Raw genomic sequence first — 23,999 nt, forward strand, 5'->3', positions numbered from 1 at the left:
CCACCGTGACGCCGGACACGACGTCAGGCTCAAGACACCCAATCGGCCGCATTCGGCGAGGTGGCAGGCGTGCCCGAACTTCTGACTGACGTCGCGTCGCCGACGTGGGCGTACCTTGTGCTGCTCGCGCTGCTGATCGCGGACGCCTTCGTACCGGTGATCCCCACCCAGATCGTCATGATCACCAGTGGTGCGCTCACCGTCTACGGCGGGCTGAGCCTGCCGGTCACCATCGCCGTCGGCGCGCTCGGCGTATTCGTCGGCGACCTGGCGTGCTACCTGCTCGGGCGCAGCGCACCGGACCGGCGGCCACCCCGGCACGCCGAGCTGAGCCGCGCCCGACGGGTGGCCAGCCGGGTCACCCAGGGGCTGCGACAACCCGGGCCGCTGGTCATCCTGCTCTGCCGGTTCGTGCCCGGTGGCCGGATGGCAGCCTGCTTCTCGGCCGGGCGCAGCCGCTACCCGTACCGCCTGTTCGTGCTCTACGAGGCGGTCGCCGCGCTGGGCTGGGCCACCTACGGCGCGCTGGTCGGGCACCTGGGCGGCACCGCACTGACCGAGTCGGCCTGGCGGCTGGCCATCATCGCCACCGCCGCGGCGGCCGGCTTCGCCGCGGCCGGCTGGGCGATGACAGTGGTGAGCGCCCGCCACGCCCGCGCCGCCGCCGCCGCGGTCGCGGTCGACGTCCCCATCGACTGAGTGTCGTTGAATCTGCGGGTATAAGCTGCACTTATATTGGCAGCATGTGGGACGTCAAACTTCATCCTGAGGTCGAGGAGTGGTTCCTCAACCTCTGCAAGACGGATCCCGCCAGCGCCGACCTCATCAGCGAGGCCATCGACCTCCTCGCCGAACACGGGCCGGCGCTCGGGCGTCCCCTGGTTGACCGCCTCAAAGGCAGCATCTTCCACCACATGAAGGAGTTGCGGCCTGGGTCGACAGGCTCCACGGAGGTCCGCATGATCTTCGCTTTTGATCCCGTTCGAGAAGCTGTTTTTCTGGTCGCTGGCGACAAGTCGGGCCAGTGGCAGACTTGGTACAAGACGGCGGTCCCGTTGGCGGACGACCGGTTTCAGGAGCACCTCTCCAGGCTGAGGGAAACACAGAGATGACCGATGGAGCTGACTGGCAGGACGTCAAGGCGAAGGCCCGTGCGCTCGATCCATCCTGGGCTGATCCGGACCGGGTCTCCCGGCGCGCTCAGCACCGTGAGCAGATGCTGGCAGCGGTCAGTGGGGCGCAGCTGGCGGAGATCCGCAAGCACCTGGGTATGACTCAGGTGCAACTGGCCGAGGCGGCGGGGCTGACGCAGGCGAGGATCAGCCAGATCGAGAATGGCGAGCACACCAGCCTGGAATCACTCCGCGCCTACGTCACCGGCCTGGGTGGTCATCTCGACGTCGTCGCCCGCATTGGGAACATCCAGCTGAACGTCGCCTGACCTGGCGAAAGTCTTCGCAACCATTCGGACGTTCACGGACGCGCGGAAGCACGTGACGGCCAATGGCGGAAGGCCTCTAGGGGTGGTCCCGGGGGGCGATTTCCGTGGGCATCCCGGATTCGGGTGGGGTGTCTGCGGCGACAGGCTGAGGCATGCCTGTTACCCGGAGTACCGGCCTGCTGGCCCTGGGCGGGATCGCCCTGGCGGCGCTGCTCACCGTGATCGGCCACCTCGAAGTCAACGACGACCTCAACCCGTGGGCGTTGACCATCAGCGACTTCGCGGTCTCCGACCGGGGCGGCGTCATCGACGTCGCCATGGTGGTGCTCGCGCTCGCCACCGTGGCGTTGCTGTACGGACTACGCCGCGCCAGCCCACCCCGACCGCGTTCCGGTCGAACGGCCGAGCTGCTGCTCGGCGCGTGGGTGGGTGGGCTGCTGCTGGCCGCCTTGGTGCCGACGAACGAGCCGGGCACCGCCATGACCACCGCGGCCTACCTGCACCGGTACGCGTCGGTGATCGCCTTCCTGGCGTTGCCGGCGGCCGGTTGGCTGCTCGCCCGCCGACCTGACCTGACGCCCGCCGCCCGGACGCTACGCACCCTGGTCCTGCTGAGCCTGGCCCTGGCGGCGGCGATGATCTGGTCCGCCTACCCCGGCGACCGGATGCTCATCGGCCTGGCCGAACGCCTCCTGATCCTCACCGAGGTAGCGGTCCTGGCCACCGTGGCGCTGATCCAAGCCCGGCCCGTCACTCCAGCTCGTGCAGCATGAGCTGACGGGCCGCCTCGGTGATGGAACCGGACAGCGACGGGTAGATGGTGATCGTCTGGGCCAGCTCGTTGACCGTGAGGTTGTTCTCCACCGCCATGGTGATGGGCAGGATCAGCTCGCTGGCCTTCGGAGCGACCACCACACCGCCGATCACCTGACCGCTGGCGGGACGGCAGAACAGCTTCACGAAACCGTCGGAGAGGTCGTCCATCTTGGCCCGGGCGTTGCCGGACAGCGGCAGCATCACCTGCCGGGCCGGCACCTTGCCCGCGTCCACCTCGTCCTGCGAGACACCCACCGTGGCCAGCTCCGGGTCGGTGAAGACGTTCGCCGCGACGGTACGCAGCCGCAGTGGGCGGACCGCCTCGCCGAGGGCGTGCCACATGGCGATCCGGCCCTGCATGGCGGCGACGCTGGCCAGCAGCAGCACGCCGGTGCAGTCGCCGGCGGCGTAGATGCCGGGCACGTTGGTCCGGGAGGCCCGGTCGACCGTCAGGTAGCCGCCCCGGCCCAGCTCCACCCCGTACTCGGTCAGACCCAGGTTGGCGGTGTTCGGGATCGAACCGACGGTGATCAGCGCATGTGAGCCGGTCACCTTGCGGCCGTCGGAGAGCTCGACCTCGACGCCGTCGGCGGTACGCCGGACCGCGTCGGCCCGGGAGTTGTTGAGGATCTCCATGCCCCGGTTGCGGAACACCCGTTCGATGGCGGAGGCGGCGTCGGCGTCCTCGTGCGGCATCACCCGGTCCCGGCTGGAGACCAGCGTCACCTCGACGCCCATCGCCAGGTACGCGCTGGCGAACTCCGCGCCGGTCACGCCGGACCCGACCACGATCAGGTGCTCGGGCAGCTCCGGCAGGTCGTACACCTGTCGCCAGGTCAGGATGCGCTCACCGTCCGGTACGGCGGTGGGCAGCTGGCGGGGCGTCGAGCCGGTGGCCACCAGCACGGTGGACGCGTCGATCGAGTACTCCTCGCCGCCGTCGGCGGGGGTGACGACGACCCGGTGGGTGTGCCCGAGGGAGTCCTCGCCGAGCCGGGCGGTGCCGGCCACGAAGGTGACCCCCGCCTTCAGCAGCTTGGCGTGGATGTCCGCGGACTGCGCCAGGGCCAGCCGCTTGACCCGCCCGTGCACCGCCCGCGCGTCGACGGTGACCGCCTCCAGGCCGTCCGAGTGCACCCCGAACTCCTCGGTGTCCCGGTAGCCGGTGACCACCCCCGAGCTGGCGATGAAGGTCTTCGAAGGTACGCAGTCGGAAAGCACGCAGGCACCGCCGGCACCGTCGGCCTCCACCACTGTGACATCGGCGTCCAGCTGGGCGGCGACCAGTGCCGCCTCGTACCCGGCCGGCCCCCCGCCGATGATCACGATCCGGCTCACAGCGTTCGCCCTTCGTCCATGGTCACAGTGACTTTCTTCTCCCGAGCGCATTCGACACGCACTGTCGTATTCTCCCCCACCCGTCGGCCGGGCTATCGTCATCGCCGTGCGTCATCACGCCGCCTACGGCTCAAATCTCGATCCCGCCCGGATGCGCGCCTACTGTCCGCATTCGCCGATGGTGGGCACCGGCTGGCTGGAGGGCTGGCGGCTGACCTTCGCCGGGGCCGACGTGATCGGCTGGGAGGGTGCGGTGAGCACCCTGGTCGAGTCTCCCGGTGACCGGGTCTTCGTGGCGCTCTACGACATCCACCCGTACGACGCGGGCCAGCTCGACGAGATCGAGGGGGTGACCGCCGGCACGTACCGCAAGCTGCACGTGCGGGTCTCCACCCTCGACGGCGACGTGACCGCGTGGATCTACGTCTTCAACGGGTACGAGGGTGGCCTGCCGACCTCGTGGTATCTGTCGGAGATCGCGAACGCCGCCGAGAAGGCGGGCGCCCCGGACGACTACGTCACCGAGTTGCGGGCCCGCCCCACCGGCACCGCCTCGGCGTAGCAGCGCGTATCGCACCCCTCCAGTGTGCTACCGCTGTCGAGCGGAGCGCCGGGCGGGCCGGGCCGGGGTCGTCAATCACACACCGGCCGCCGGAACGGAAAGCTCGTACATGTCGGCCCACAGGGTTTCCCGCAGGCCCACCGACTCGTACAGCGACAGCGGGGCGGTCGGGTTGGTGAGGTCGACGCCCAGGCCGACCGTCCGCCGCCCCTTCTCGGCGTAGCGGGCGAAGGCGCGGCGCAGCAACGCCGCACCCACACCCCTGCGCCGGTACGCGGACAGCACCGACAAACTCTTCACCCAGCCCTGCTGCTGGTCGACCGCCTGGTCCGAGGACCGCAACGCGCCGACCGGCACCCCGTCCACCTCGGCGACGAACCACTCGTCCCAGGCGGTCAGGTCACCGATCCGGGCCCGCCACCGCTCGTACGACAGCGGCTCGTGATCGGCGGTGTCGGCGAAGGCGGTATCGGTGATCCGGTGGAACTCCCGCAGGTCGGCCTCGTCGTCCGGGCGGACCTGCCGCACCGTCACTGCCGATGGACCGGCCGGCTCGTCGGGCAGGTCGTCCAGCGGCCCGCTCATCCGGACGTACCTCTTTACGAGGGTGAACCCGACCTCGCGCAGGGTTCGTTCCCAGTCGCGTTCCGGCGCGAAGACCGCGCAACGGACGGTGAGCGATGGCAGCCCCCGCTCGGCGGCGCGCTCGGCGACCCGGTCCAGTTGGCGGAGCAGCAACGGCGCGCGGACGACGGCGGCCCGTACCGGATCGACGTAGACCTCCACGAACTCCCGGCCCACAGCGGTCGGGTTGTCCACGGTCGCCCAGCCGACCACCGTGTCGTCCGGGTCGATGGCCAGCCAGGAGTCCCGGGTCGAATCGAAGTGGGGGGCGGTCAGCGACGCCACGACGTCCTCGGCGTCGAAGTCGGGATGGCCGAGGGCGAAGGTGTCGGCGGCGTGCACCACCGCGAGGATCGCCGGCACGTCGTCGAGGGTGGGTCGGCGCGTCATCCAACCAGCGGGAAGGGTCACGGCAGGACATCCTGGCAGCCGATCCGCTCCGGCGCCGCCCATTTTTCCGGCCGACGGGAAGCTCAGCCGAGGTCGGCCCGGGTGCGGTGCAGCAACTCCACCAACTCCGCGCCGTCGGCGGGCCCGAGGGCAGTGAACGCCGGCGCGGCCAGCCGGTTGGTCACCGCCTCCGCCCAGAGTCGGCGGCGCACCAGCGGCCCGATCGGCGGGTACGGCGGCGACCAGCCACAGGCCACCGCCCCGGCCTCGCCCTCCGGCCCGGCCAGCACGGCCTCCAGCGGGGTCATCCCGGCGGCGCGTACCGCCAGCAGGTAGGCACCGGTGAAGTGTTCGCGGAGCAGCCGCAGCCCGGCGGCGCTGCGAGCCCCGGGCGAGAGATCCGGAAGCGGCATGGCCCGCCACGCGGCGAAGAGCGGCATCCCACTGGCCTCCGCCGCCACCACGGCCCGCTCGACGAGCGCCGACAGGCGCTCGGTGCCTGGCAGGGGGCCGAGCTGCTGCGCCCCCCACCGGCAGCATTCGGCGAGGCTCGCGGCGGCCACCTCGAACGGCGGGACGACCCGGGCGGCGGCGTCCCAGCCGTCGGCGACCGCGTCCGGGGCGATGAATCCGAGGGCTGCGGCGGCCGTCTCGGCCCGCACACCGCCGAGCGCGCCGGCCCGGCCGCTGATGTAGAAGGCCCAGCCGGAGATGCCGAGCAGTCGGGCCCGGCGCAACGTGGTCGGGTCCCGGCTGAAGGCGTCGCCCAGGTCGAGCACGACGGGCTTACTGGCGGCCGCGACCTGCTCCGGAGTCACCGCGCCGCCCCGCTCGGGCAACTCGACCGGGCGACCACGACCACGCCCGAACCCGGTGCCACTCGCCGTGTACGGCCCGCACACTCGTCGTCGTCCATCGATGGTCAGTCTGCCGCGCCACCGCCCGCGTCCGCATTCCCCTCTTCGGCCGCCAGTGCCTCGACCGCCGCCTCGACCTCACCGGCGCGCCGCCGGGCCACTGTGACCGCCCGCTCGGCGGCACGCCGGGCCAGCTTGGCCCGGCTGAGGTCCTGTTCGGCGACCGCGCGCCGCCGCTCCAGCTCGGCCAGCTCGGCCTCAAGGCGATCGAGTACGGCCGCACCGTCGCGCTCCAGCCCGGTCGCCTCGGTCAGCTCGGTCTCGGCCCGCTCCTGGTCGGCCTGGGCCTTCGCCAACTCCCGGTCCAGGGCGCGGCGCTGTCGGGCCCGCTCGGCTCGGGCCGCCCGCTGTGCGGCTCGTTCGGCCTGCTCGGCACGCTCGGCCGCCCGGTCCGTACGGGGTGCCGCCTCGGGACGGCCCCGTTGGGGGCCGGGTCGGCGGGCCGGGCGCTCCTCTTCGCGCTCCTCGTCATCGTCGGTGACCAGCCGCAGTTGCGGCCGTGGCACCTCACCGAAGCCGGCGTAGCTGGCCGCCCGCAGCAGGCGGCCCGCCCGCACCTGCTCGGCGACTTCGACGTCGGAGAACGCCGCGTTCAGCGTCGCCTCCACCTCGGCCAGGGGCAGCCGGCTCGCCGGTGGCGCGTCCGGCTCGGCCGCGGCGAGCTTGCGAACCTCGGCGACCAGGGCGCCGACCACCGCCCGGCGCTGCGCGGACAGCTCCCGTAGTCGGGGCCCACGCAACTCCCGCTGGGCGACTCGCAGGGCGTCGGCGAGCTGCACCAGATCGGCGACCAGCTCCGGGCGTCGGATGGCGAGCAGGTTCACCAACCAGGCGGACAGTGTCGGGCGACGCAGCCGGGCCAGTTGCCGGGCGGTGGCCGGGTCGCCGGCCCGGCGGGCCTCGGCCACGGCGGCGTCCCGGGCGGCCACGAAACGGTCCGGTGGGGTGCGGTAGAGCTGCTGCACCAGCTCCGCGGAGAGGCCGGGCATCGGGTCAGACGTCCACCCGGCTACCGGGCTCCAGTCGCTGGTATTCGGTGCCGGACAGCGCTGCGTACTGCCGGTCGAGCATGTCCAGCCCGTTGTCGTTGAGCAACGCGTCGTGCAGGGCGTACGTGCGCCGCGGTGCGACCGCGCGGATGAAGTCGACCACCTGGGAGAACTTCGACCAGGGCGCGTGGATCGGCGCGAAGAGCGTGTCGACGGGTGTCTCGTCGGGCACCACGAGGGAGTCTCCCGGGTGGTAGACCACGTCGTTGATCAGGTAACCGAGGTTGTCGATCACCGGGATGTCCGGGTGGATCACGGCGTGCCGCCCGCCGTACGCGCGCACCGCGACCCCGGCGGCGGTGAACGACTCGCCGACGTCGACCGGGCGCAGCACGTCGGCCGCGTCGCCCAGGGGCTCGCCGAGCGAGGCGGGCCCGTGGATCGGGAACGGCTGTCGGTCGAGTTGGAGGCGCAGCGCTTCCAGATCGAGGTGGTCGGGGTGTTCGTGAGTGATCAGCACCGCGTCCGCACCATCCAGCGCCTCCGCGGCGTCACCGAACACCCCGGGGTCGACGACGAGCACGCCCCCGTCGTGTTCCACCCGGAGGCAGGAGTGGGCGTACTTGGTGAGCCGCATCGTGACTCCTCGATTATCGAATCGTGACGTCCTCAGCGCAGTCTGCCGGAACCAGCCGGTGTGCGCGTCGCGTCCGAGCTATCGCCACACGGTTGACGACGATGGGAGCGGGGATGGACGGACAGGTGGGACGACGCCGCAGTGCGCTGCTGGCGGCGACGACACTGGCGGCGGCCCTGGCGCTGACGGGGTGCGGTGCCGGCGACAGCGGGGCGCAGGACAGCGCGGGCACGGCGGCCGAGGCGCCAGCGGCCAACGGCGGCGAGGCGGGCCGGGACGCCGCCGCGGGCGCGCCGGAGGGGGCCGGTGCGGGCGCACCGGACCTACGGGTCGACCAGCGGGCGATCATCTACACCGGAAGGATGCGGGTGCAGGTGGACGATGTGGACTCCGCCGCCCGCGAGGCCACCGCCGTAGCCAGCCAGGCCGGCGGCTTCGTCGGCGGCGACCAGCGGCGTAGTGCCGACGCCGACGCGGTGGCGGAGTTGGAGCTGCGGGTGCCGGCGGCGAAGTTCACCGGCGTGGTGGAGGAGATTGCGAAGCTCGGTCGGCAGCAGAGCCGGCAGATCGACACTCAGGACGTCACCGAGGAGACAGTCGACCTGGAGGCCCGGATCACCAGTCAGCGGGCCCGGGTGGAGAGCGCCCGCCGATTGCTGTCCCGGGCCACCTCGATCACCGACCTGGTGTCGCTGGAGAACGAGTTGGGTCGCCGGGAGGCCGACCTGGCCTCGCTGGAGGCCAAGAAGCGGCGCCTGGCCGACCTGACCGCCCTCTCCACGATCACCGTGTCGCTGGCCGGGCCGGCGGCGAAGGACACCGAGGAAGAGGCCGAGACCGGCTTCCTGGTCGGGCTCAAGGGCGGCTGGAAGGCGTTCGTCGTCTCGATGACCGTCCTGCTCACGGTGCTGGGCGCGTTGCTGCCGTGGCTGGTGGCGCTGGGCGTACCGCTGGTGGCGCTGCTGGTAGTGCTGCGCCGACGGCGCAAGTCCCCGGCTCTGGTCGCGCCGGTCAGCGCGCCGCCGCCAGTGCCCGCAACGCGGTCTGCACCATGACGCGGACGCCGACCGCGATGGACCGCTCGTCCACGTCGAAGCTCGCCCGGTGCAGGTCGACGTTGGGGCCGGAGCGACCCACGCCGAGCCGGGCGAGGGCGCCGGGGACGTACTCCAGGTACCAGGAGAAGTCCTCGCCGCCCATGCTCTGCGGTGTCTCGGCGATCCCGTCCGGGCCGAGGGCGGCGGCGGTGGCGGCGGTCAGCACCTGGATGGCGCGGGCGTCGTTGCACACCGGCGGCCGGCCGCGCAGGTATTCCAGGTCGACAGTGGCACCGGTCGGCGCGATCACGTCCCGCACCACCTGAGCGACGATCTTGGGAGCCTGCTCCCAGGTGTCGCGGTCCATCACCCGGAGGGTGCCGGACGCGCTCGCCTCGGACGGGATGACGTTGTAGCGGGTGCCGGCCGAGGCGTGGCCGAAGACCAGCAGCAGGCCGCTGTTGGCCGGCACCCGGCGACTGACCAGGGCCGGCACCTCGGTGATCAGCCGACCGAGCGCGTCGACCATGTCGACGGTCAGGTGCGGGCGGGCGGTGTGCCCGCCCGGGCCGGAGAGTCGGACGGTCACGTTGTCGGCGGCTGCGGTGATCGGGCCGACCCGCAGGCCGACCTGGCCCACCGGCAGGTTCGGGTCGCAGTGCAGCGCGAAGATCTGCACCACGTCGTCCAGGCCGCCGGCCTCGATGACCTCCAGCGAACCGCAGGGCAGGATCTCCTCGGCCGGCTGGAAGATGAGCCGGACCCGACCGTCCAGCTCACCGAGGTCGGCGAGTTGGGCCAGCAGCATGCCGACGCCGAGCAGGACCGAGGTGTGCACGTCGTGCCCGCAGGCGTGGCAGACGCCCTCCACCGTCGACCGGTACGGGACGTCCTTGGGATCGTCCAGCGGCAAGGCGTCGATGTCGGCGCGCAGCGCCACGACCGGGCCGTCCGGCCTGCCGTTGACGTCGCAGATCACGCCGTTGCCCTTGGGCAGCAGGCGCGGGTTCAGCCCGGCCAGCGACAGCTCCCGGGCGATCAGCGCGGCCGTCTCGAACTCGTTGCCGGAAAGCTCCGGGTGCGAGTGGAGGTGACGGCGCGTAGCGATCAGCCCCGGTACCCGGAGCGCGAGAAGGTGGTCCAGCTCGCGGGGCAGGGGCTGGGATCCCGGTGGCGTCTCCGGCCAGGACGACGCCAGCTGGCCGCCTGTGGGCAGCGTCAACGCACTCGTCACGTCGAATTCTCGATCACTAGGAATGGATGGATCATCGGGGACAGCAGACAGCCTAGACCTCCGACGGTGACGCTGCGCAACCTCGTTACGGTAATGATCGGACCGCGCAGAGTCACGTATGCCCTGCTGGGGACGCTCGTCAAGGCGGGGGACAGCAGGTAGATCACGGTCAAACGCCGTCATCAGCCCCTCACCTCCTACAACGCGTAACCGATCGCGGCGGTCACGAATCCCGGCGCCAGTCGGAACCCGTTGCCAAATTGTCGCATTAGTCGGGGTGATGAACTGACACTCCGACAATTAGCCGACCACACACCGCAACGAGCCGGATAAGGACGCTCACACGCAGCCACCCACCGTGGGCGCACACGGTGTGCGTCCCGACTCAAGCGACCGGATACCCGCTGAGAGCACCGGACACACCGCGCTCCGAGGCCGCAGTGGCGGCCGGGCGCTCAGCCGCAGTCGCGGCCGGCGCTCAGAATCGGTCGGTGGGTCGGTACAACCCCCACACCTCACGCAACGTCCCACAGACCTCACCCACAGTCGCGTGGGCCCGCAACGCCTCCTTCATCGGGTACAACACGTTCTCCGTACCCTCGGCGGCGGCCCGAAGATCGGCGAGCGCCCGCGTGACCACGTCGGCGTCCCGCTCGGAGCGCAGCCGGGCCAGCCGGTCGGCCTGGGCCGCCTCGATCGTCGGGTCGACCCGCAGCGGCTCGTACGGCTCCTCCTCGTCCACGGTGAACCGGTTGAGCCCGACCACCACCCGTTCCCCCGAGTCGATCTCCTGGGCGATCCGGTACGCGGACTGCTCGATCTCCCGCTTCTGGAACCCGGCCTCGATCGCGTCCACCGCCGAGCCGTGGTCGGCCACCCGCTCCATCAACTCGACGGCGGCGGCCTCGATCTCGGCGGTCATCGCCTCCACCACGTACGACCCCGCGAACGGGTCGACGGTGGCGGTCAGGTCCGTCTCGTAGGCAAGCACCTGCTGGGTACGCAGCGCGAGCCGGGCGGCCTTCTCGGTGGGCAGCGCGATCGCCTCGTCGAAGCTGTTGGTGTGCAGCGACTGGGTGCCGCCGAGCACGGCACCCAGACCCTGCACCGCCACCCGAACCAGGTTCACCTCCGGCTGCTGGGCGGTGAGCTGCACGCCAGCGGTCTGGGTGTGGAACCGCAGCATCATCGACTTCGGATCCTTGGCGCCGAAGTCGTCCCGCATCAGCCGGGCCCAGATCCGCCGGGCGGCACGGAACTTCGCCACCTCCTCCAGCAGCGTGGTGCGGGCCACGAAGAAGAACGACAGCCGGGGCGCGAAGTCGTCGACGGCGAGCCCGGCGGCCAGCGCCGCCCGTACGTACTCCACCCCGTTGGCCAGCGTGAACGCGATCTCCTGCGCGGGCGTCGCGCCGGCCTCCGCCATGTGGTAGCCGGAGATGGAGATGGTGTTCCACTTCGGCACCTCGCTGCGGCAGTACGCGAACGTGTCGGCCACCAGGCGCAGCGACGGCTTCGGCGGGAAGATGTACGTCCCCCGGGCGATGTACTCCTTGAGGATGTCGTTCTGGATGGTGCCGTTGAGCGCCGTGCCCGGCACCCCGTTCTCCTCGGCGACGAGTTGGTAGAGCAACAGCAGCACCGAGCCGGGCGCGTTGATGGTCATCGAGGTGGACACCTTGTCCAGTGGGATGTCGGCGAAGAGCAGCCGCATGTCCTCGATGGAGTCGATGGCGACACCCACCTTGCCGACCTCGCCGTGCGCGATCGGCTCGTCCGAGTCGTAGCCCATCTGCGTCGGCAGGTCGAACGCGACCGAGAGGCCCATCGTGCCGGCCCGCAACAACTGGTGGTACCGCGCGTTGGACTCGGTGGCGGTGCCGAAGCCGGCGTACTGGCGCATGGTCCACGGGCGGGAGGTGTACATGGTGGGGTAGACACCCCGGGTGTACGGGAACTCGCCCGGGCTGCCGAGCCGGGAGTCCAGGTCCTCCGGAAGGTCGGCCTCCGTGTAGACGCCGTTGATCTGGAAACCGGACTCACTTGACCGCCGTTGGTTCATCCCCGGATGGTAGGACGCCTGGCCACGTGGTCGGGTGAGGGATACCGCACAGTGCGTCCCGACCGGTCGACACCACGTGAACGACAGGGCACGTTCTGTCGACTTCGATAAACGTCCGCCGCGTCGGCTTTCGCATCGGGCGTCGGAACCAGCAAGATAGGGGGGTTGTGTCCCAGCCCCCCTCGATTTCCCCCGGTGGCTTTTCTGTGACTCAGATCCCGACGTGGAGCGGCGGACCAGTTAGTCCCGCCAATGGACGAGCGGCGCCCGGCACCACCATTGGTGGCCGGTACTCGCTGCGGTCCTCGGTGGGCAACGGCGGCATGGGCACGGTGTGGCGCGCCACAGACACCCTGCTGCGCCGTGACGTGGCGGTGAAGGAGGTCGTCCTGCCCCCGGGGCTGGCCCCCAGTGACCGCGACGCGATGTACGAACGCACCCTGCGCGAGGCCCGCGCCGCCGCCGCCATCCAGCACCCCGCTGTGGTGCAGGTGTACGACGTGGTCACCGAGGCCGGCCGGCCGTGGATCGTGATGGAGCTGCTGGACGCCCGCAGCCTCGCCGACATGGTGATCGAGGACGGGCCGGTCGCGCCCCGCGCCGTCGCCAAGATCGGCATCGCACTGCTCGGCGCGTTGGAGGTCGCGCACGCGATCGGCGTGCTGCACCGCGACGTCAAGCCCGCAAACGTGCTGATCTGCACCGACGGGCGCTGCGTGCTGACCGACTTCGGGGTCGCCCGGATGCCCACCGACGTGCAGCTCACCACCCCCGGCATGGTGCTCGGGTCGCCGCACTTCATCTCACCCGAGCGGGCCATGGGCCAGGAGTTCGGCCCGCCCAGTGACCTCTTCTCGCTGGGTGTGACGCTCTACACCGCGGTCGAGGGGCGGCCCCCGTTCGACAAGGGCGACCCGATCGAGACCATGCACGCCGTGGTGGAGGACCCGCCCGCCCCACCGCAGCGCAGCGGCCCGCTGACCCGGGTGTTGATGGGTCTGCTCGAGAAGGACCCGGCGCGCCGACTCGACGTGCACACCTCCCGGGCCATGCTGCGCGAGTTGCTCGCCGGCCCGCTGGGCAGCACGGCGACGGCCGTGCACTCGGTCACCGACCCGTACGCCGTGGTGCCGGTGCAGCAGCGCCCCATTCCCGTCCTCCCGCCGGCTCAGCCGCAGCCGAAGCCGGACAGCCAGATCGGTGGCCCGGCGATGCTGGCCCCGGGTGAGTCCCTGACCGACCGGCTGGCCTCGCTGCGCCGGGGCGAGCGCCCGCCGGCAGCTCGCGCGGCCGGCACCACCGGTGGGCTCGACGAGACCAGCGCCGACGCGTTGGCCGGTCCGCTGCACACGCCGACCGGCGCGATGCCGACTCCCGGCCGACCGGCGGCCGGGCGCACCTACGGCGGCAACGCGGACGCCACCCAGCGGGTGGACGCCGGCGGGCACCCCGACGCCACCCAGCGGGTCAGCTACGGCAGCCCGGCCGATGCCACCCAGCAGGTCGGGTACGGCGGCGCGGCACCGGAGGCCACCCAGCGCGTCGGCGGCACCTACGGCGGCGGCAACCAGTGGTCGGTGCCGGGCACCGGCCAGCCCTGGGCCACCACGCCCGCCGCTTCGGGCGGCAGCGCGCTGGACAAGGTCCGGGCCACCGGTGGTCAGCTCGTCACCACTGTCAAGGGCTGGCCGCGCAAGGTGCAGCTCGCCGCGGCCGGCGGGCTGGTCGTCGTGCTGCTGATCACCGCGGTGGCGCTCTCCGGCGGCGAGGACGCCCCGCCGAGCACCCCGGCCGCGCAGCCCACCACGTCCGCCCCGGCGGCCCCCACTGTCGAGATGCAGGAGCACACGGCCCGCGGGATCCAGGTCATGGTGCCGAAGGGCTGGAAGAAGGCCACCGGCGGCTCGTACACCGACTACATCGACCCGGCGGACAGCGGCCGCAAGGTCCGCATCATCACCGAGAAGTGGAGCAGCAGCTCCGTCCGGTGGGCCGAGACGGCCGAGAACGGCCTCAAGACCCGGAGCACCTCCTGCGTCAAGCCGTACAACCAGGTCTCCTCCACCGAGACCGAACTGGCCAGCAAGCCGGCAGCCGAATTCGAGTACACCTGCGGCGCGGGTGACGCGATGCGGCACGGCGTCTGGCGGGGCGTCGCCCAGGACGGCAAGGCGTACTCGTTCTACCTCACCGCCACGGACGCCAAGTTCGCGGAGAGCAAGCCGATCTTCGACGAGATGACACGGACGTTCCAGCTCACCGGGAACGGCTGAGCCGGAGGGAACCCACAGGGATGATCCGTCGCCGTGCTATCAAGGGGCATGGCGGCGGACACCACTGACATCGACGACATTCGCGAGCAAGCCCGGCGTTGGCTGGCCGACGACCCCGACCCGGCCAGCCGGGACGAGCTGACGGCGGTGCTCGACGGGCTTCCGGCGAGCGCCCCGGAGCTGGCCGACCGGTTCGCCGGCCCGTTGACCTTCGGCACGGCGGGCCTACGCGGCCCGCTGCGCGCCGGCCCGAACGGCATGAACCTCGCAGTGGTCACCCAGGCCGCTGCCGGCCTGGTCACCTGGCTCGCGGCCCAGGGTGGCACCGGCCCGCTGGTGATCGGGTACGACGCCCGGCACGGCTCCCGACAGTTCGCCGAGCGCACCGCCCAGGTGGCCACCGGCGCTGGCCGCCCGGCGCTGCTGCTGCCCAGCCCGCTGCCCACCCCGGTGCTGGCGTACGCCGTGCGACACCTCGGCGGTGTCGCCGGAGTGATGGTCACGGCCAGCCACAACCCGCCGCAGGACAACGGCTACAAGGTCTACCTCGGCGCGGAGCTGGGCGGCGAGTTGGGCGCCGGCGCGCAGATCGTGCCGCCCGTCGACGCCGGTATCGAGGCCGCCATCCGATCGGTCGGGCCGCTGGCCCAGGTGCCGTTGGGCGAGCCCGGTCAGGTGCTCGGCGACGACCTGGTCGCCTCATACGTCGAACGGGCCACCGCGGTGATCGACCCGGACGGGCCACGGGACCTGACGGTGGCGTACACCCCGCTGCACGGGGTGGGCGCGGCGGTGCTCACCGCCGCCTTCGCCCGCGCGGGCTTTCCGACCCCCGGGGTGGTGCCCGACCAGGCCGAACCGGACCCGGCGTTCCCCACCGTGTCGTTCCCCAACCCGGAGGAGCCGGGAGCGGTGGACCGGCTGATCGCCCTGGCCGACTCCACCGGCGCGGACCTCGCCATCGCCAACGACCCGGACGCCGACCGTTGTGCCGTGGTCGTCCGCGACGTCAGCGAAGGCTGGCGAATGCTGCGGGGCGACGAGGTGGGTGTCCTGCTCGCCGATCACCTGATGCGCCGGGGGGTGACCGGGCTCTACGCCACCACCATCGTGTCGTCGTCACTGCTACGGGCGATGTGCGCGGCTCGGGGCCTGCCCTACGACGAGACGCTGACCGGCTTCAAGTGGATCGTGCGGGCCGGCGGCGGAAGCGCGCCGCTGGTCTTCGGCTACGAGGAGGCGCTCGGCTACTGCGTCGCCCCGGAACACGTCCGGGACAAGGACGGCATCACCGCCGCGCTGACAGTGGCCGAGTTGGCCGCCGGTCTGAAGGCGCGAGGTCGTACGCTGACCGACCGGCTGGACGAGCTGGCCGCCGAGTTCGGCGTACACCACACCGACCAACTTTCCGCCCGGGTGGACGACCTGCGGGTCATCTCCGACGCGATGGCCCGGATCCGGGCGGCCACCCCGGCCACACTGCTCGGGCAGCCGGTGGACAGCGTCCGGGACCTGCTGCCCGAGTCGGACGTGGTGATCCTGCGGACCGCGGTGGCCCGGGTGGTGATCCGCCCGTCCGGGACCGAGCCGAAGCTCAAGGCGTACCTCGAGGTGGTGGAACCGGTCGTGGAGGGTGACGTCCGGACGGCCCGCAGCAGGGCGGCGTCGGCCGTCGCCGCGCTCCGCGCCGAGGTCAGCGCAGCCCTTGGCATCTGAACCCCGCAGCACCCACCCACGACAGATCCGTCCTTTGCTCTGCACCCGCGGAAGCGCCATCCAGTTGTAGGCCGGTGGCGCCTGGGCGGGTGCAGAGCAAAGGGCACGTCGAGCGGGGTCGACCCGACGGTCAGCGGCGCGGGCCGAGGGCCTGGTCGACGGCCTTGGCCAGGGCGGCGACGACCAGGCCGACCGACGGGCGGACCACCGAGTCGTCGGTGCTCACCTCGCCGGAGAATCCGGCGCCGGTGGCGATCTCCGTCAGCCGGCGGCGGGCGTCGGCGGCGGCCTCGCCGCTCACCCCGAGCGCGGACTCCATCCGGAGCACCACGACCAGGGTGGCCAGCGCGGCGGTCCGCTCGTCCGGGGCTGCCGCGCCGGTCAGCGCCTCGGCCATCCGCTGGCGGGTCTCCGCCTCGACGGAGGTGTCCACGACCGGGTAACGGTGCACGTGGATGAAGCCCAGCTCGGTCTCGTCGATGTCCCGGACGACGCCCTGCCGGCACAGGTCGGCGAGGATCCGGTCGCGCAGGCCGTGCCGCAGACGCTGCACCCAGGACGCGGGGGTGTGCGGGGTGTCGGCGGCGATCCGGCTGAGGACATCGTCGCTGAACGGCTCGCCGGTCGGCGTCGGGTCGATCACCGTCAGGGACCCGTCGGCGTACGCGATCCGGCCGGCCAGAGCCAGCTCGACCAGCACCGCGGCGGCCATGCCCAGGTCCAGGCTGATCCGTGGCATGGTCGCCTTGCCGGTCGTGTCGTCGTAGGCGAGGAGCAGCAACTCCTCGGCGAGCGCAACACCAGTCATGGCCGGAGACGGTAGCGGGTCCACGCACCCCGCGCACGGACCCGCCGGACCCGGCACCGACCGGGTGTCCCCTCAGAAGCGGGGCATGCCACCGAACTGGCGGTCGCCGGCGTCGCCGAGGCCGGGGACGATGAACATGCTGTCGTTGAGCCCCTCGTCGATCGAGGCCGTGACCAGGCGCAACGGCAGGCCGGAGCGCTCCAGCCGCTCGATGCCGACCGGGGCGGCGAGCACACAGAGCACTGTGATGTCGGTGCAGCCCCGATCGGCCAGCAGCCGACAGGAGTGCTCCAGCGAACCACCGGTGGCCAGCATCGGGTCCAGCACCAGCACCGGCAGCCCGGCCAGGTCGCGGGGCAGCGACTCCATGTACGCGCGGGGCTCGTAGGTCTCCTCGTCACGGGCCAGGCCCACGAAACCCATCGAGGACTCGGGCAGCAGGCCCAACGCGGCGTCCGCCATGCCCAGCCCGGCGCGCAGCACCGGGACCAGCAGCGGCGGGTTGGCCAGCCGGGTGCCCTCGGTGCCGGTGACCGGCGTCTGCACCGGGTACCGCTCGACGGGGAAGGTGCGCGCCGCCTCGTACACCAGCATGGTGGTCAGTTCGTGCAGCGCCGCCCGGAACGTCGAGGAATCGGTGCGCGCGTCCCGCATGGCGGTCAGTCGAGACTGGGCCAGCGGGTGGTCAATGACGTGTACGTCCACGATCGCTCAACCTACCGGTCCGTACCGCGCGGCGGTGCGGGTGCGGTCGGACCAGGGACGCCGCTCACGTCGGCACGTCGTCGAGCGGTCGTGAGCAAGATCACTCGGCGGTCTGGTGCGTAGACTTCCCGGCATGACGGCGACAACGACGTCGGCCCGGTCGGAGCTCTCCGAGCTGGGACGATCCGAGACCGCTCTGCGGACCTTCCTGCACGGCCTGCCCGGCGTGGACCAGGTCGGCGCGGAGCAGCGGGCGGCACAGCTCGGCACCCGCTCCATCAAGACCACCGCCAAGGCCCAGGCGATCGACCTGGCGATCCGGATGGTCGACCTGACCACCCTGGAGGGGGCGGACACCCCGGGCAAGGTGCGCGCGCTCGCCGCGAAGGCCCTGCGTCCGGACCCGGCCGACCCGTCCTGCCCGCACGTCGGCGCGGTCTGCGTCTACCCGGCGATGGTCCCCCACGTAGCGGAGGTGCTGCGCGGAAGTGGCGTGCACCTGGCCAGCGTGGCGACGGCGTTCCCGTCGGGCCAGGCGCCGTTGGAGATCAAGCTGGCCGACACCCGGGCCGCCGTCGCGGCCGGCGCCGACGAGATCGACATGGTGATCAACCGGGGTGCGTTCCTGGCCGGGCGCTACAAGGAGGTCTACGACGAGATCGTGGCCACCAAGGAGGCCTCCGGGGACGCCCACCTCAAGGTGATCCTGGAGACCGGCGAACTGGCCACCTACGACAACGTCCGGCGGGCCTCCTGGCTGGCCATGCTGGCCGGCGGCGACTTCATCAAGACCTCCACCGGCAAGGTCCCGATCGCGGCGACGATGCCGGTGAGCCTGGTGATGCTGGAAGCGGTCCGCGACTTCCGCGAAGCGACCGGACGGCAGGTGGGCGTGAAGCCCGCCGGTGGCATCAAGACCACCAAGGACGCGATCAAGTACCTGGTGATGGTCAACGAGACCGTCGGCCCGGACTGGCTCGACCCGGACTGGTTCCGCTTCGGCGCGTCCAGCCTGCTCAACGACCTGCTGATGCAGCGCACCAAGCTGACGACCGGCACCTACTCCGGTCCCGACTACTTCACCCTGGACTGATAGCCGATGTTCGAATACGCCCCCGCCCCCGAGTCCCGCTCGGTGGTGGACCTCAAACCCTCGTACGGGCTGTTCATCGACGGCACGTTCGTCGACCCGACCGACGGTGGCAGCTTCAAGTCGATCAACCCCGCCTCCGAGGAGGTGCTGGCCGAGGTCGCCGAGGCCGGCGCCCAGGACGTGGAACGCGCGGTGCGCGCCGCCCGCAAGGCGTACGACAAGGTCTGGGGCCCGATGCCGGGCCGGGACCGGGCGAAGTACCTGTACCGGATCGCCCGGCTCATCCAGGAGCGCTCCCGCGAGCTGGCCGTCCTGGAATCGCTCGACAACGGTAAGCCGATCCGCGAGTCCCGCGACGTCGACCTGCCGCTGGTCGCCGCGCACTTCTTCTACTACGCGGGCTGGGCCGACAAGCTGGAGCACGCCGGGTTCGGCCAGAGGCCGGCGAGCCAGCACGGCGGGGCGATCCCGCAACCCCTTGGGGTTGCCGCGCAGGTCATCCCGTGGAACTTCCCGCTGCTCATGCTGGCCTGGAAGATCGCCCCGGCGCTCGCCGCGGGCAACACCGTGGTGCTGAAGCCGGCCGAGACCACCCCGCTGACCGCGCTGCTCTTCGCCGAGATCTGCCAGCAGGCCGACCTGCCGGCCGGTGTGGTCAACATCCTCACCGGTGCCGGCGACACCGGCCGCGCGCTGGTCGAGCACCCAGGCGTGGACAAGGTCGCCTTCACCGGCTCCACCGACGTGGGCCGTGCCATCGCCCGGTCGGTCGCCGGCACCAGCAAGAAGCTCACCCTGGAACTGGGCGGCAAGGCCGCCAACATCGTCTTCGACGACGCACCCATCGACCAGGCGGTCGAGGGCATCGTCAACGGCATCTTCTTCAACCAGGGGCACGTCTGCTGCGCCGGCTCCCGACTGCTGGTCCAGGAGAACGTGGCCGACCGGGTGCTGGAGTCGCTGAAGCGACGGATGGCTCAGCTCCGGGTCGGCGACCCGCTGGACAAGAACACCGACGTCGGCGCGATCAACTCGGCCGCCCAGCTGGAGCGGATCCGCGAACTGTCCGACGCCGGCTCGGCCGAGGGCGCCGAGCGCTGGTCAACGCCGTGCGACCTGCCCGACCGGGGCTTCTGGTTCGCGCCGACCATCTTCACCGGCGTCACCCAGGCACACCGGATCGCCCGCGAGGAGATCTTCGGCCCGGTGCTGTCGGTGCTCACCTTCCGCACCCCGGCCGAGGCCGTGGAGAAGGCCAACAACACGCCGTACGGGCTGTCGGCCGGGATCTGGACCGACAAGGGTTCCCGGATCCTGTGGATGGCCGACCGGCTGCGCGCCGGCGTGGTCTGGGCCAACACCTTCAACAAGTTCGACCCCACCTCGCCGTTCGGTGGTTACAAGGAGTCGGGCTACGGTCGCGAGGGCGGCCGGCACGGGCTGGAGGGCTACCTCAATGTCTGAGCGGGTCGCGGTACGCAAGACGTACAAGCTCTTCATCGGCGGGAAGTTCCCGCGCAGCGAGTCGGGACGGTCGTATCTCGTGCAGTCCTCGAATGTGTCACTGGCCTCCCGCAAGGACGCCCGGGACGCGGTGGTCGCCGCCCGCGCCGCCGTCAAGGGCTGGGCCGGCGCGACCGCGTACAACCGAGGTCAGATCCTCTACCGGGCCGCCGAGATGCTGGAGGGCCGCCGCGAACAGTTCGTCGCCCTGGGCATCCCCGGCGACGAGGTGGACGCCGCTGTCGACCGCTGGGTCTGGTATGCCGGCTGGGCCGACAAGCTGGCCCAGGTGTACGGCGGCGCCAACCCGGTCGCCGGCCCGTACTTCAACATCTCCGCGCCCGAGCCGACCGGCGTGGTCGCTGTGGTCGCCCCGGAGCGCCCGGCGCTGCTCGGCCTGGTCAGTGTGATCGCCCCGGCGATCGTCAGCGGCAACACGGTGGTGGTGGCGGCCTCCCCGAGCGAGCCGCTGGCGGCGGTGACGCTGGCCGAGGTGCTGGCCACCTCCGACCTGCCCGGCGGTGTGGTCAACATCCTCACCGGCGCGATCACCGAGACCGCGCCGACGCTGGCAGCGCACATGGACGTCAACGCGATCGACCTGACCGGGGTCAGCGACGCCGCGCTCGCCACCGACCTGGAGGTCAAGGCGGCGGAGAACCTCAAGCGGGTGCTCCGACCGGCCCCGGGGAACCACGACTGGACCGCTGACCCAGGGGTGGCGCCGATGACCGCGCTGTTGGAGACGAAGACGGTGTGGCACCCCAAGGGGGTGTGATCGTTTTTGCTCGGCCTTTTGGGTTTTCGGGGGAGGGGTTCGTCGGTCGGGTCAGCTTGCGGGTTCCGCCTCGGGTCGGGTCACCAGGATCCGGGCGGGCCCGGGTTGGGTGGCGCGGGTGGGTGGGGGGTCTACTACCGGGGGTAGGATTGGCTCGTGACTCGGTTGGGCGATCTTGAGCGTGCGGTGATGGACGTGCTGTGGGACGTGGTTCCCGGCACGTCGGACGGGGTGACCGTGCGCGAGGTGGCCGACGCGCTCGACGGCCGTGAGCTGGCGTACACCACTGTGATGACAGTGCTGGACCGGCTCGCCGGCAAGGGCATGGTGCAGCGGGAGCGGGAGGGTCGGGCCTGGCGGTACCGTCCGGCGGCCAGCCGCGAGGCGCACATCGCTCAACTCATGCTCGACGCCCTCGACCTGGGTGGCAGCCGGGACGCCGCGCTGGTGCGCTTCGCCCGCTCGGTGACCGGCACCGAGGCCGAGGTGCTGCGAGCGGCCCTGGGCAGCGAGGCCGGCCTGACCGGGCCGGGCTCCACCGGCGGCGACGCGGGCGGGGCCGACGCCCTGACCGACCGGGTGGACGGGCCGGCGGGCCGACGACCCGCCGGCGAGGCAGCGGAGCGGTAGGGCGCGCGCCATGGCCTACGCCGTGCACTTCGCCGCCACGATGCTGGCCTGCTATCTGACCGCCCAGGTGTTGGCCCGCTCCACCTGGACGTGGCGCAGCCCTCGGGTGGCGATCATCTGCTGGCAGGCGGTCGGGCTGGCATTGGGCCTCTCGGCGATGGGCCTGCCGATGGCCCTCGGGTTGAGCGCGTACGACCGGCCGACCGGCAGCGCACTGCTCGCCCTGACCAACGACCTCGCCCACGGCACCCTGCCGATCGGGGTGGGCACGTTCCACCTGGCCGGCGTCGGCGTGGGCTTCGGCATCGGGGCGGTGCTGGTCACGACGACAGTGCGCAGCATCCACGGCACCGTACGCGCCCAGCGCCGCCACCGGGACCTGCTCTCCCTCGTCGCCCGGGACGACCCGGCCGCGCCGGGCGCGCTGGTGCTGGATCATCCGAGCGCCGCCGCGTACTGCCTGCCGGGCGTGAAGCCGCAGGTGGTCGTCAGCGCCGGCACCCTGAGCCTGCTGGACCGGGCCGAGCTGGCCGCGGTTCTCAGCCACGAGCGTGCGCACGCCCACGAGCGCCACGACCTGGTGCTGCTGCCGTTCACCGCGCTGTGCCGGGCACTGCCGTGGTTCGGCTGGGTGCGCGACGCGCACGAGCGGGTCGCCCTGCTGGTCGAGATGCGCGCCGACGACAAGGCCCGCGAGCTGCACGCCGAGGCCCCGCTGGCGGGTGCGCTGCGCCGGTTCGCCGCCGCCGGGCACCGGATCACCCCGGCCGGCGCGCTCGGCATGGGCGACCGGGATCTCGACGTACGGGTGCAGCGCCTGCTGGTCAGCGACCGGCCGCCCCGGGTGCTCGGCGCCACCGCCCTCGCGGTCGCCACCACGCTGGTCGCCCTCCCGGTCACCCTCTTCCTGAGCTGACGCCCACAAGGCACCGCTGAGCCCACGCGGCAGAACCGCGCGGAGGGCCGCTGCCCCGCGCCCCCGGCACCCCTCGCAAGATCGCACTCGATCAGATCGAGGGACATCCCGGAGGTCGCGAGACCACTACATCCAGGATCGAGCGCGACCTTCCCCCATTTACTACGTGACGTAGTAGGGTTACCTACGACAGGGCGTAGTAGTTGCTATCAGTAGGCAAACTACGTGTAGGGTGGCTACGACAAGGGAGCCAACGCTATGGAGGGCTGTCATGGACACCCTGCTCCTCGCCCGCCTGCAGTTCGCCACCACCACCTCGATCCACTTTCTGTTCGTGGTGGTCACGCTCGGGCTGGTCACCCTGCTGGTCGGCATGCAGACCGCCTGGGTGCTCACCGGCAACCCGAAGTGGGAGCGGCTGACCCGCTACTGGGGTCAGCTCTACGTGATCAACTACGTGCTCGGCATCGCCACCGGCATCGTGATGGAGTTCCAGTTCGGGCTGAACTGGAGTGGCCTGTCGCGCTACGTCGGCAACGTCTTCGGCGCGCCTCTGGCCATCGAGACGCTCGTGGCGTTCTTCCTGGAGTCCACGTTCCTCGGGATGTGGATCTTCGGCTGGCACCGGCTCGGCAAGGGCGTCCACCTCGCGTTGCTCTGGGGCGTGGCGATCACCGCGTACGCCTCGGCGTTCTGGATCATGGTGGCCAACTCCTGGCTCCAGAACCCGGTCGGCTACGAGGTCCGCGACGGAATCGCCCACCTCACCGACTTCGGCGCGCTGCTCACCAACCCCAGCCTCGGCATGGCCTTCGGGCACGTGGTCTCGGCGGCGCTGCTGGTCGGCGGGATGCTGATGGCGGCGGTCAGCGCCGGGCACCTGATCCGGCGTACCCCGGACTTCGCGCTCTTCCGCACCTCGCTGCGGATCGGCCTGGTCACCGCGGCCCTGGCCATCACGATGGTGCAGGGCTTCGGTTTCGCCCAGTTCGGTCCGGTGGGCTCGGTACAGCCGACCAAGTTCGGCGGCGACGGCCCGGAGAGCCAGGCGCTGATCGCCGAGTGGACCACCCGGTTCGGCCCCGGCGACTACACCCCGCCGGCGCTGGCCAGCGTCGGGTTGGGCTTCATGATCCTGATCGGCTTCACCCTCGGCTGCGTCTGGCTCCTGCTGCCCCTGCTCTTCCGGGACTGGGTCATCCGACTGCGCTTCCCGCTCTGGCTGATCGTGCTCGGCCTGCCGCTGCCGTTCATCGCGGTGATCCTCGGCTGGATCTCCCGGGAGGTCGGCCGTCAACCCTGGGTGGCGTACGGGTTGCTCCCCACCGAGCAGGCCGTCTCCCCGGTCAGCGCACCGCTGATGCTCGCCTCGCTGATCGGGTTCAGCCTGCTGCTGGGCACTCTCGCCGTCACCAACTGGGTGCTGCTCGCCCGGCACGCCAGGCGCGGCGCGGCCGACCCGGCGCTCGGTCGCCCACCGGCACCGCCCACCGAGCCGGCCCACCCCGAACCCGCCCTCCTCTGAGGAGT

23 protein-coding genes are annotated in these 23,999 nt (G+C 71.6%); 14 read left to right on the forward strand and 9 right to left on the reverse strand.

Annotation, left to right across the window (positions count from 1 at the left end; all coding sequences use genetic code 11):
* Positions 1 to 69 precede the first annotated feature (69 nt).
* The 4 genes from ABZ794_RS08810 (at position 70) to ABZ794_RS08825 (ending at position 2,214) form a co-directional block, all read left to right on the forward strand.
* Positions 70 to 699, forward strand: a complete 630-nt coding sequence (locus ABZ794_RS08810) for a DedA family protein (RefSeq protein ID WP_238690997.1) — start codon at positions 70 to 72, stop codon at positions 697 to 699.
* A gap of 44 nt (positions 700 to 743) precedes the next feature.
* Positions 744 to 1,112, forward strand: a complete 369-nt coding sequence (locus ABZ794_RS08815; protein ID WP_210784446.1) for a type II toxin-antitoxin system RelE/ParE family toxin — start codon at positions 744 to 746, stop codon at positions 1,110 to 1,112.
* Positions 1,109 to 1,441, forward strand: coding sequence for a helix-turn-helix transcriptional regulator (locus ABZ794_RS08820; protein WP_124823083.1), 333 nt, complete (start codon positions 1,109 to 1,111; stop codon positions 1,439 to 1,441). The genes ABZ794_RS08815 and ABZ794_RS08820 overlap by 4 nt, the downstream gene beginning before the upstream one ends.
* 152 nt (positions 1,442 to 1,593) lie before the next feature.
* Positions 1,594 to 2,214, forward strand: a complete 621-nt coding sequence (locus ABZ794_RS08825; RefSeq protein WP_210784447.1) for a DUF998 domain-containing protein — start codon at positions 1,594 to 1,596, stop codon at positions 2,212 to 2,214.
* Here ABZ794_RS08825 and ABZ794_RS08830 read toward each other — a convergent pair.
* Positions 2,192 to 3,595, reverse strand: a complete 1,404-nt coding sequence (locus tag ABZ794_RS08830; RefSeq protein WP_112588199.1) for an NAD(P)H-quinone dehydrogenase — start codon at positions 3,593 to 3,595, stop codon at positions 2,192 to 2,194. The two genes, ABZ794_RS08825 and ABZ794_RS08830, sit on opposite strands and share 23 nt — an antisense overlap.
* 106 nt (positions 3,596 to 3,701) lie before the next feature.
* Here ABZ794_RS08830 and ABZ794_RS08835 point away from each other — a divergent pair, with 106 nt between their 5' ends.
* A complete protein-coding gene (locus tag ABZ794_RS08835) occupies positions 3,702 to 4,157 on the forward strand; it encodes a gamma-glutamylcyclotransferase (RefSeq protein ID WP_112588201.1) in 456 nt (151 codons plus the stop codon).
* 75 nt (positions 4,158 to 4,232) lie between these two features.
* Here ABZ794_RS08835 and ABZ794_RS08840 read toward each other — a convergent pair whose 3' ends face one another.
* The 4 genes from ABZ794_RS08840 to ABZ794_RS08855 all read right to left on the reverse strand — a co-directional run bounded on the left by ABZ794_RS08840 (position 4,233) and on the right by ABZ794_RS08855 (position 7,714).
* Positions 4,233 to 5,192, reverse strand: coding sequence for a GNAT family N-acetyltransferase (locus ABZ794_RS08840; RefSeq protein WP_357514916.1), 960 nt, complete (start codon positions 5,190 to 5,192; stop codon positions 4,233 to 4,235).
* 62 nt (positions 5,193 to 5,254) lie between these two features.
* A complete protein-coding gene (locus ABZ794_RS08845) occupies positions 5,255 to 5,989 on the reverse strand; it encodes a hypothetical protein (protein ID WP_210784450.1) in 735 nt (244 codons plus the stop codon).
* A 104-nt stretch (positions 5,990 to 6,093) separates the two neighbouring features.
* Positions 6,094 to 7,077, reverse strand: coding sequence for a hypothetical protein (locus ABZ794_RS08850; protein WP_210784451.1), 984 nt, complete (start codon positions 7,075 to 7,077; stop codon positions 6,094 to 6,096).
* Positions 7,078 to 7,081: 4 nt separating this feature from the next.
* Positions 7,082 to 7,714 (reverse strand): MBL fold metallo-hydrolase, encoded by a 633-nt coding sequence (locus ABZ794_RS08855; protein ID WP_210784452.1) that lies wholly within the window; start codon positions 7,712 to 7,714, stop codon positions 7,082 to 7,084.
* A gap of 92 nt (positions 7,715 to 7,806) precedes the next feature.
* Between ABZ794_RS08855 and ABZ794_RS08860 the strand changes: the two genes are divergently transcribed.
* Positions 7,807 to 8,769: a DUF4349 domain-containing protein gene (locus tag ABZ794_RS08860; RefSeq protein ID WP_210784453.1), complete on the forward strand. Its 963-nt coding sequence runs from the start codon at positions 7,807 to 7,809 to the stop codon at positions 8,767 to 8,769.
* Here ABZ794_RS08860 and ABZ794_RS08865 read toward each other — a convergent pair.
* Entirely contained in the window at positions 8,726 to 9,985 is a 1,260-nt protein-coding gene (locus ABZ794_RS08865; protein WP_210784454.1) for an amidohydrolase, read from the reverse strand. The genes ABZ794_RS08860 and ABZ794_RS08865 overlap by 44 nt on opposite strands.
* A 478-nt stretch (positions 9,986 to 10,463) precedes the next feature.
* Complete coding sequence (locus tag ABZ794_RS08870; RefSeq protein ID WP_210784455.1) at positions 10,464 to 12,047, reverse strand: methylmalonyl-CoA mutase family protein; 1,584 nt, start codon at positions 12,045 to 12,047, stop codon at positions 10,464 to 10,466.
* Between the two features lie 206 nt (positions 12,048 to 12,253).
* On the opposite strand from ABZ794_RS08870, the gene ABZ794_RS08875 reads away from it, so the two are divergent.
* Both ABZ794_RS08875 and ABZ794_RS08880 read left to right on the forward strand, forming a co-directional pair.
* Positions 12,254 to 14,320, forward strand: a complete 2,067-nt coding sequence (locus ABZ794_RS08875) for a protein kinase (RefSeq protein ID WP_357514918.1) — start codon at positions 12,254 to 12,256, stop codon at positions 14,318 to 14,320.
* A 48-nt stretch (positions 14,321 to 14,368) separates the two neighbouring features.
* Entirely contained in the window at positions 14,369 to 16,036 is a 1,668-nt protein-coding gene (locus ABZ794_RS08880; RefSeq protein WP_357514920.1) for a phospho-sugar mutase, read from the forward strand.
* Between the two features lie 130 nt (positions 16,037 to 16,166).
* Here the strand turns inward: ABZ794_RS08880 and ABZ794_RS08885 are convergent, their stop codons facing one another.
* Together ABZ794_RS08885 and upp are read right to left on the reverse strand one after the other, a co-directional pair.
* Positions 16,167 to 16,844 (reverse strand): GPP34 family phosphoprotein, encoded by a 678-nt coding sequence (locus tag ABZ794_RS08885; protein ID WP_357514922.1) that lies wholly within the window; start codon positions 16,842 to 16,844, stop codon positions 16,167 to 16,169.
* 72 nt (positions 16,845 to 16,916) lie between these two features.
* A complete protein-coding gene (gene upp, locus ABZ794_RS08890) occupies positions 16,917 to 17,549 on the reverse strand; it encodes a uracil phosphoribosyltransferase (RefSeq protein WP_210784459.1) in 633 nt (210 codons plus the stop codon).
* 133 nt (positions 17,550 to 17,682) lie between these two features.
* Here upp and deoC point away from each other — a divergent pair, with 133 nt between their 5' ends.
* From deoC to ABZ794_RS08920, 6 genes are all read left to right on the forward strand, one after another.
* Positions 17,683 to 18,642 carry a deoxyribose-phosphate aldolase gene (gene deoC / locus ABZ794_RS08895; RefSeq protein WP_210784460.1) on the forward strand — a complete coding sequence of 320 codons (960 nt, stop codon included), beginning with the start codon at positions 17,683 to 17,685 and terminating at the stop codon, positions 18,640 to 18,642.
* A gap of 6 nt (positions 18,643 to 18,648) precedes the next feature.
* Positions 18,649 to 20,106: an aldehyde dehydrogenase family protein gene (locus tag ABZ794_RS08900; RefSeq protein WP_357514923.1), complete on the forward strand. Its 1,458-nt coding sequence runs from the start codon at positions 18,649 to 18,651 to the stop codon at positions 20,104 to 20,106.
* On the forward strand, positions 20,099 to 20,923 hold the full coding sequence (locus ABZ794_RS08905) for an aldehyde dehydrogenase family protein (protein WP_238690992.1): 825 nt from the start codon (positions 20,099 to 20,101) through the stop codon (positions 20,921 to 20,923). The genes ABZ794_RS08900 and ABZ794_RS08905 overlap by 8 nt, the downstream gene beginning before the upstream one ends.
* A gap of 156 nt (positions 20,924 to 21,079) precedes the next feature.
* Positions 21,080 to 21,553, forward strand: a complete 474-nt coding sequence (locus ABZ794_RS08910; protein WP_091394501.1) for a BlaI/MecI/CopY family transcriptional regulator — start codon at positions 21,080 to 21,082, stop codon at positions 21,551 to 21,553.
* Positions 21,554 to 21,563: 10 nt separating this feature from the next.
* The gene (locus tag ABZ794_RS08915; RefSeq protein WP_357514925.1) at positions 21,564 to 22,469 is read left to right on the forward strand and encodes a M56 family metallopeptidase; all 906 of its coding nucleotides are present in this window, start codon (positions 21,564 to 21,566) and stop codon (positions 22,467 to 22,469) included.
* Positions 22,470 to 22,740: 271 nt separating this feature from the next.
* Complete coding sequence (locus tag ABZ794_RS08920) at positions 22,741 to 23,994, forward strand: cytochrome ubiquinol oxidase subunit I (RefSeq protein WP_238690990.1); 1,254 nt, start codon at positions 22,741 to 22,743, stop codon at positions 23,992 to 23,994.
* Positions 23,995 to 23,999: the final 5 nt, after the last annotated feature.

The organism is Micromonospora sp. NPDC047187 (assembly GCF_040643355.1).
GTDB classification, from domain to species: Bacteria; Actinomycetota; Actinomycetes; order Mycobacteriales; family Micromonosporaceae; genus Micromonospora; species Micromonospora salmantinae.

Bases quoted from the DNA above. Each gene is read 5' to 3' on its own strand.
- ABZ794_RS08815 (WP_210784446.1), top strand. From the start codon at position 744: ATGTGGGACGTCAAACTTCATCCTGAGGTCGAGGAGTGGTTCCTCAAC.
- ABZ794_RS08820 (WP_124823083.1), top strand. From the start codon at position 1,109: ATGACCGATGGAGCTGACTGGCAGGACGTCAAGGCGAAGGCCCGTGCG.
- ABZ794_RS08825 (WP_210784447.1), top strand. From the start codon at position 1,594: ATGCCTGTTACCCGGAGTACCGGCCTGCTGGCCCTGGGCGGGATCGCC.
- ABZ794_RS08850 (WP_210784451.1), bottom strand. From the start codon at position 7,077: ATGCCCGGCCTCTCCGCGGAGCTGGTGCAGCAGCTCTACCGCACCCCA.
- ABZ794_RS08855 (WP_210784452.1), bottom strand. From the start codon at position 7,714: ATGCGGCTCACCAAGTACGCCCACTCCTGCCTCCGGGTGGAACACGAC.
- ABZ794_RS08870 (WP_210784455.1), bottom strand. From the start codon at position 12,047: ATGAACCAACGGCGGTCAAGTGAGTCCGGTTTCCAGATCAACGGCGTC.
- ABZ794_RS08880 (WP_357514920.1), top strand. From the start codon at position 14,369: ATGGCGGCGGACACCACTGACATCGACGACATTCGCGAGCAAGCCCGG.
- ABZ794_RS08885 (WP_357514922.1), bottom strand. From the start codon at position 16,844: ATGACTGGTGTTGCGCTCGCCGAGGAGTTGCTGCTCCTCGCCTACGAC.
- deoC (WP_210784460.1), top strand. From the start codon at position 17,683: ATGACGGCGACAACGACGTCGGCCCGGTCGGAGCTCTCCGAGCTGGGA.
- ABZ794_RS08900 (WP_357514923.1), top strand. From the start codon at position 18,649: ATGTTCGAATACGCCCCCGCCCCCGAGTCCCGCTCGGTGGTGGACCTC.
- ABZ794_RS08905 (WP_238690992.1), top strand. From the start codon at position 20,099: ATGTCTGAGCGGGTCGCGGTACGCAAGACGTACAAGCTCTTCATCGGC.
- ABZ794_RS08915 (WP_357514925.1), top strand. From the start codon at position 21,564: ATGGCCTACGCCGTGCACTTCGCCGCCACGATGCTGGCCTGCTATCTG.
- ABZ794_RS08920 (WP_238690990.1), top strand. From the start codon at position 22,741: ATGGACACCCTGCTCCTCGCCCGCCTGCAGTTCGCCACCACCACCTCG.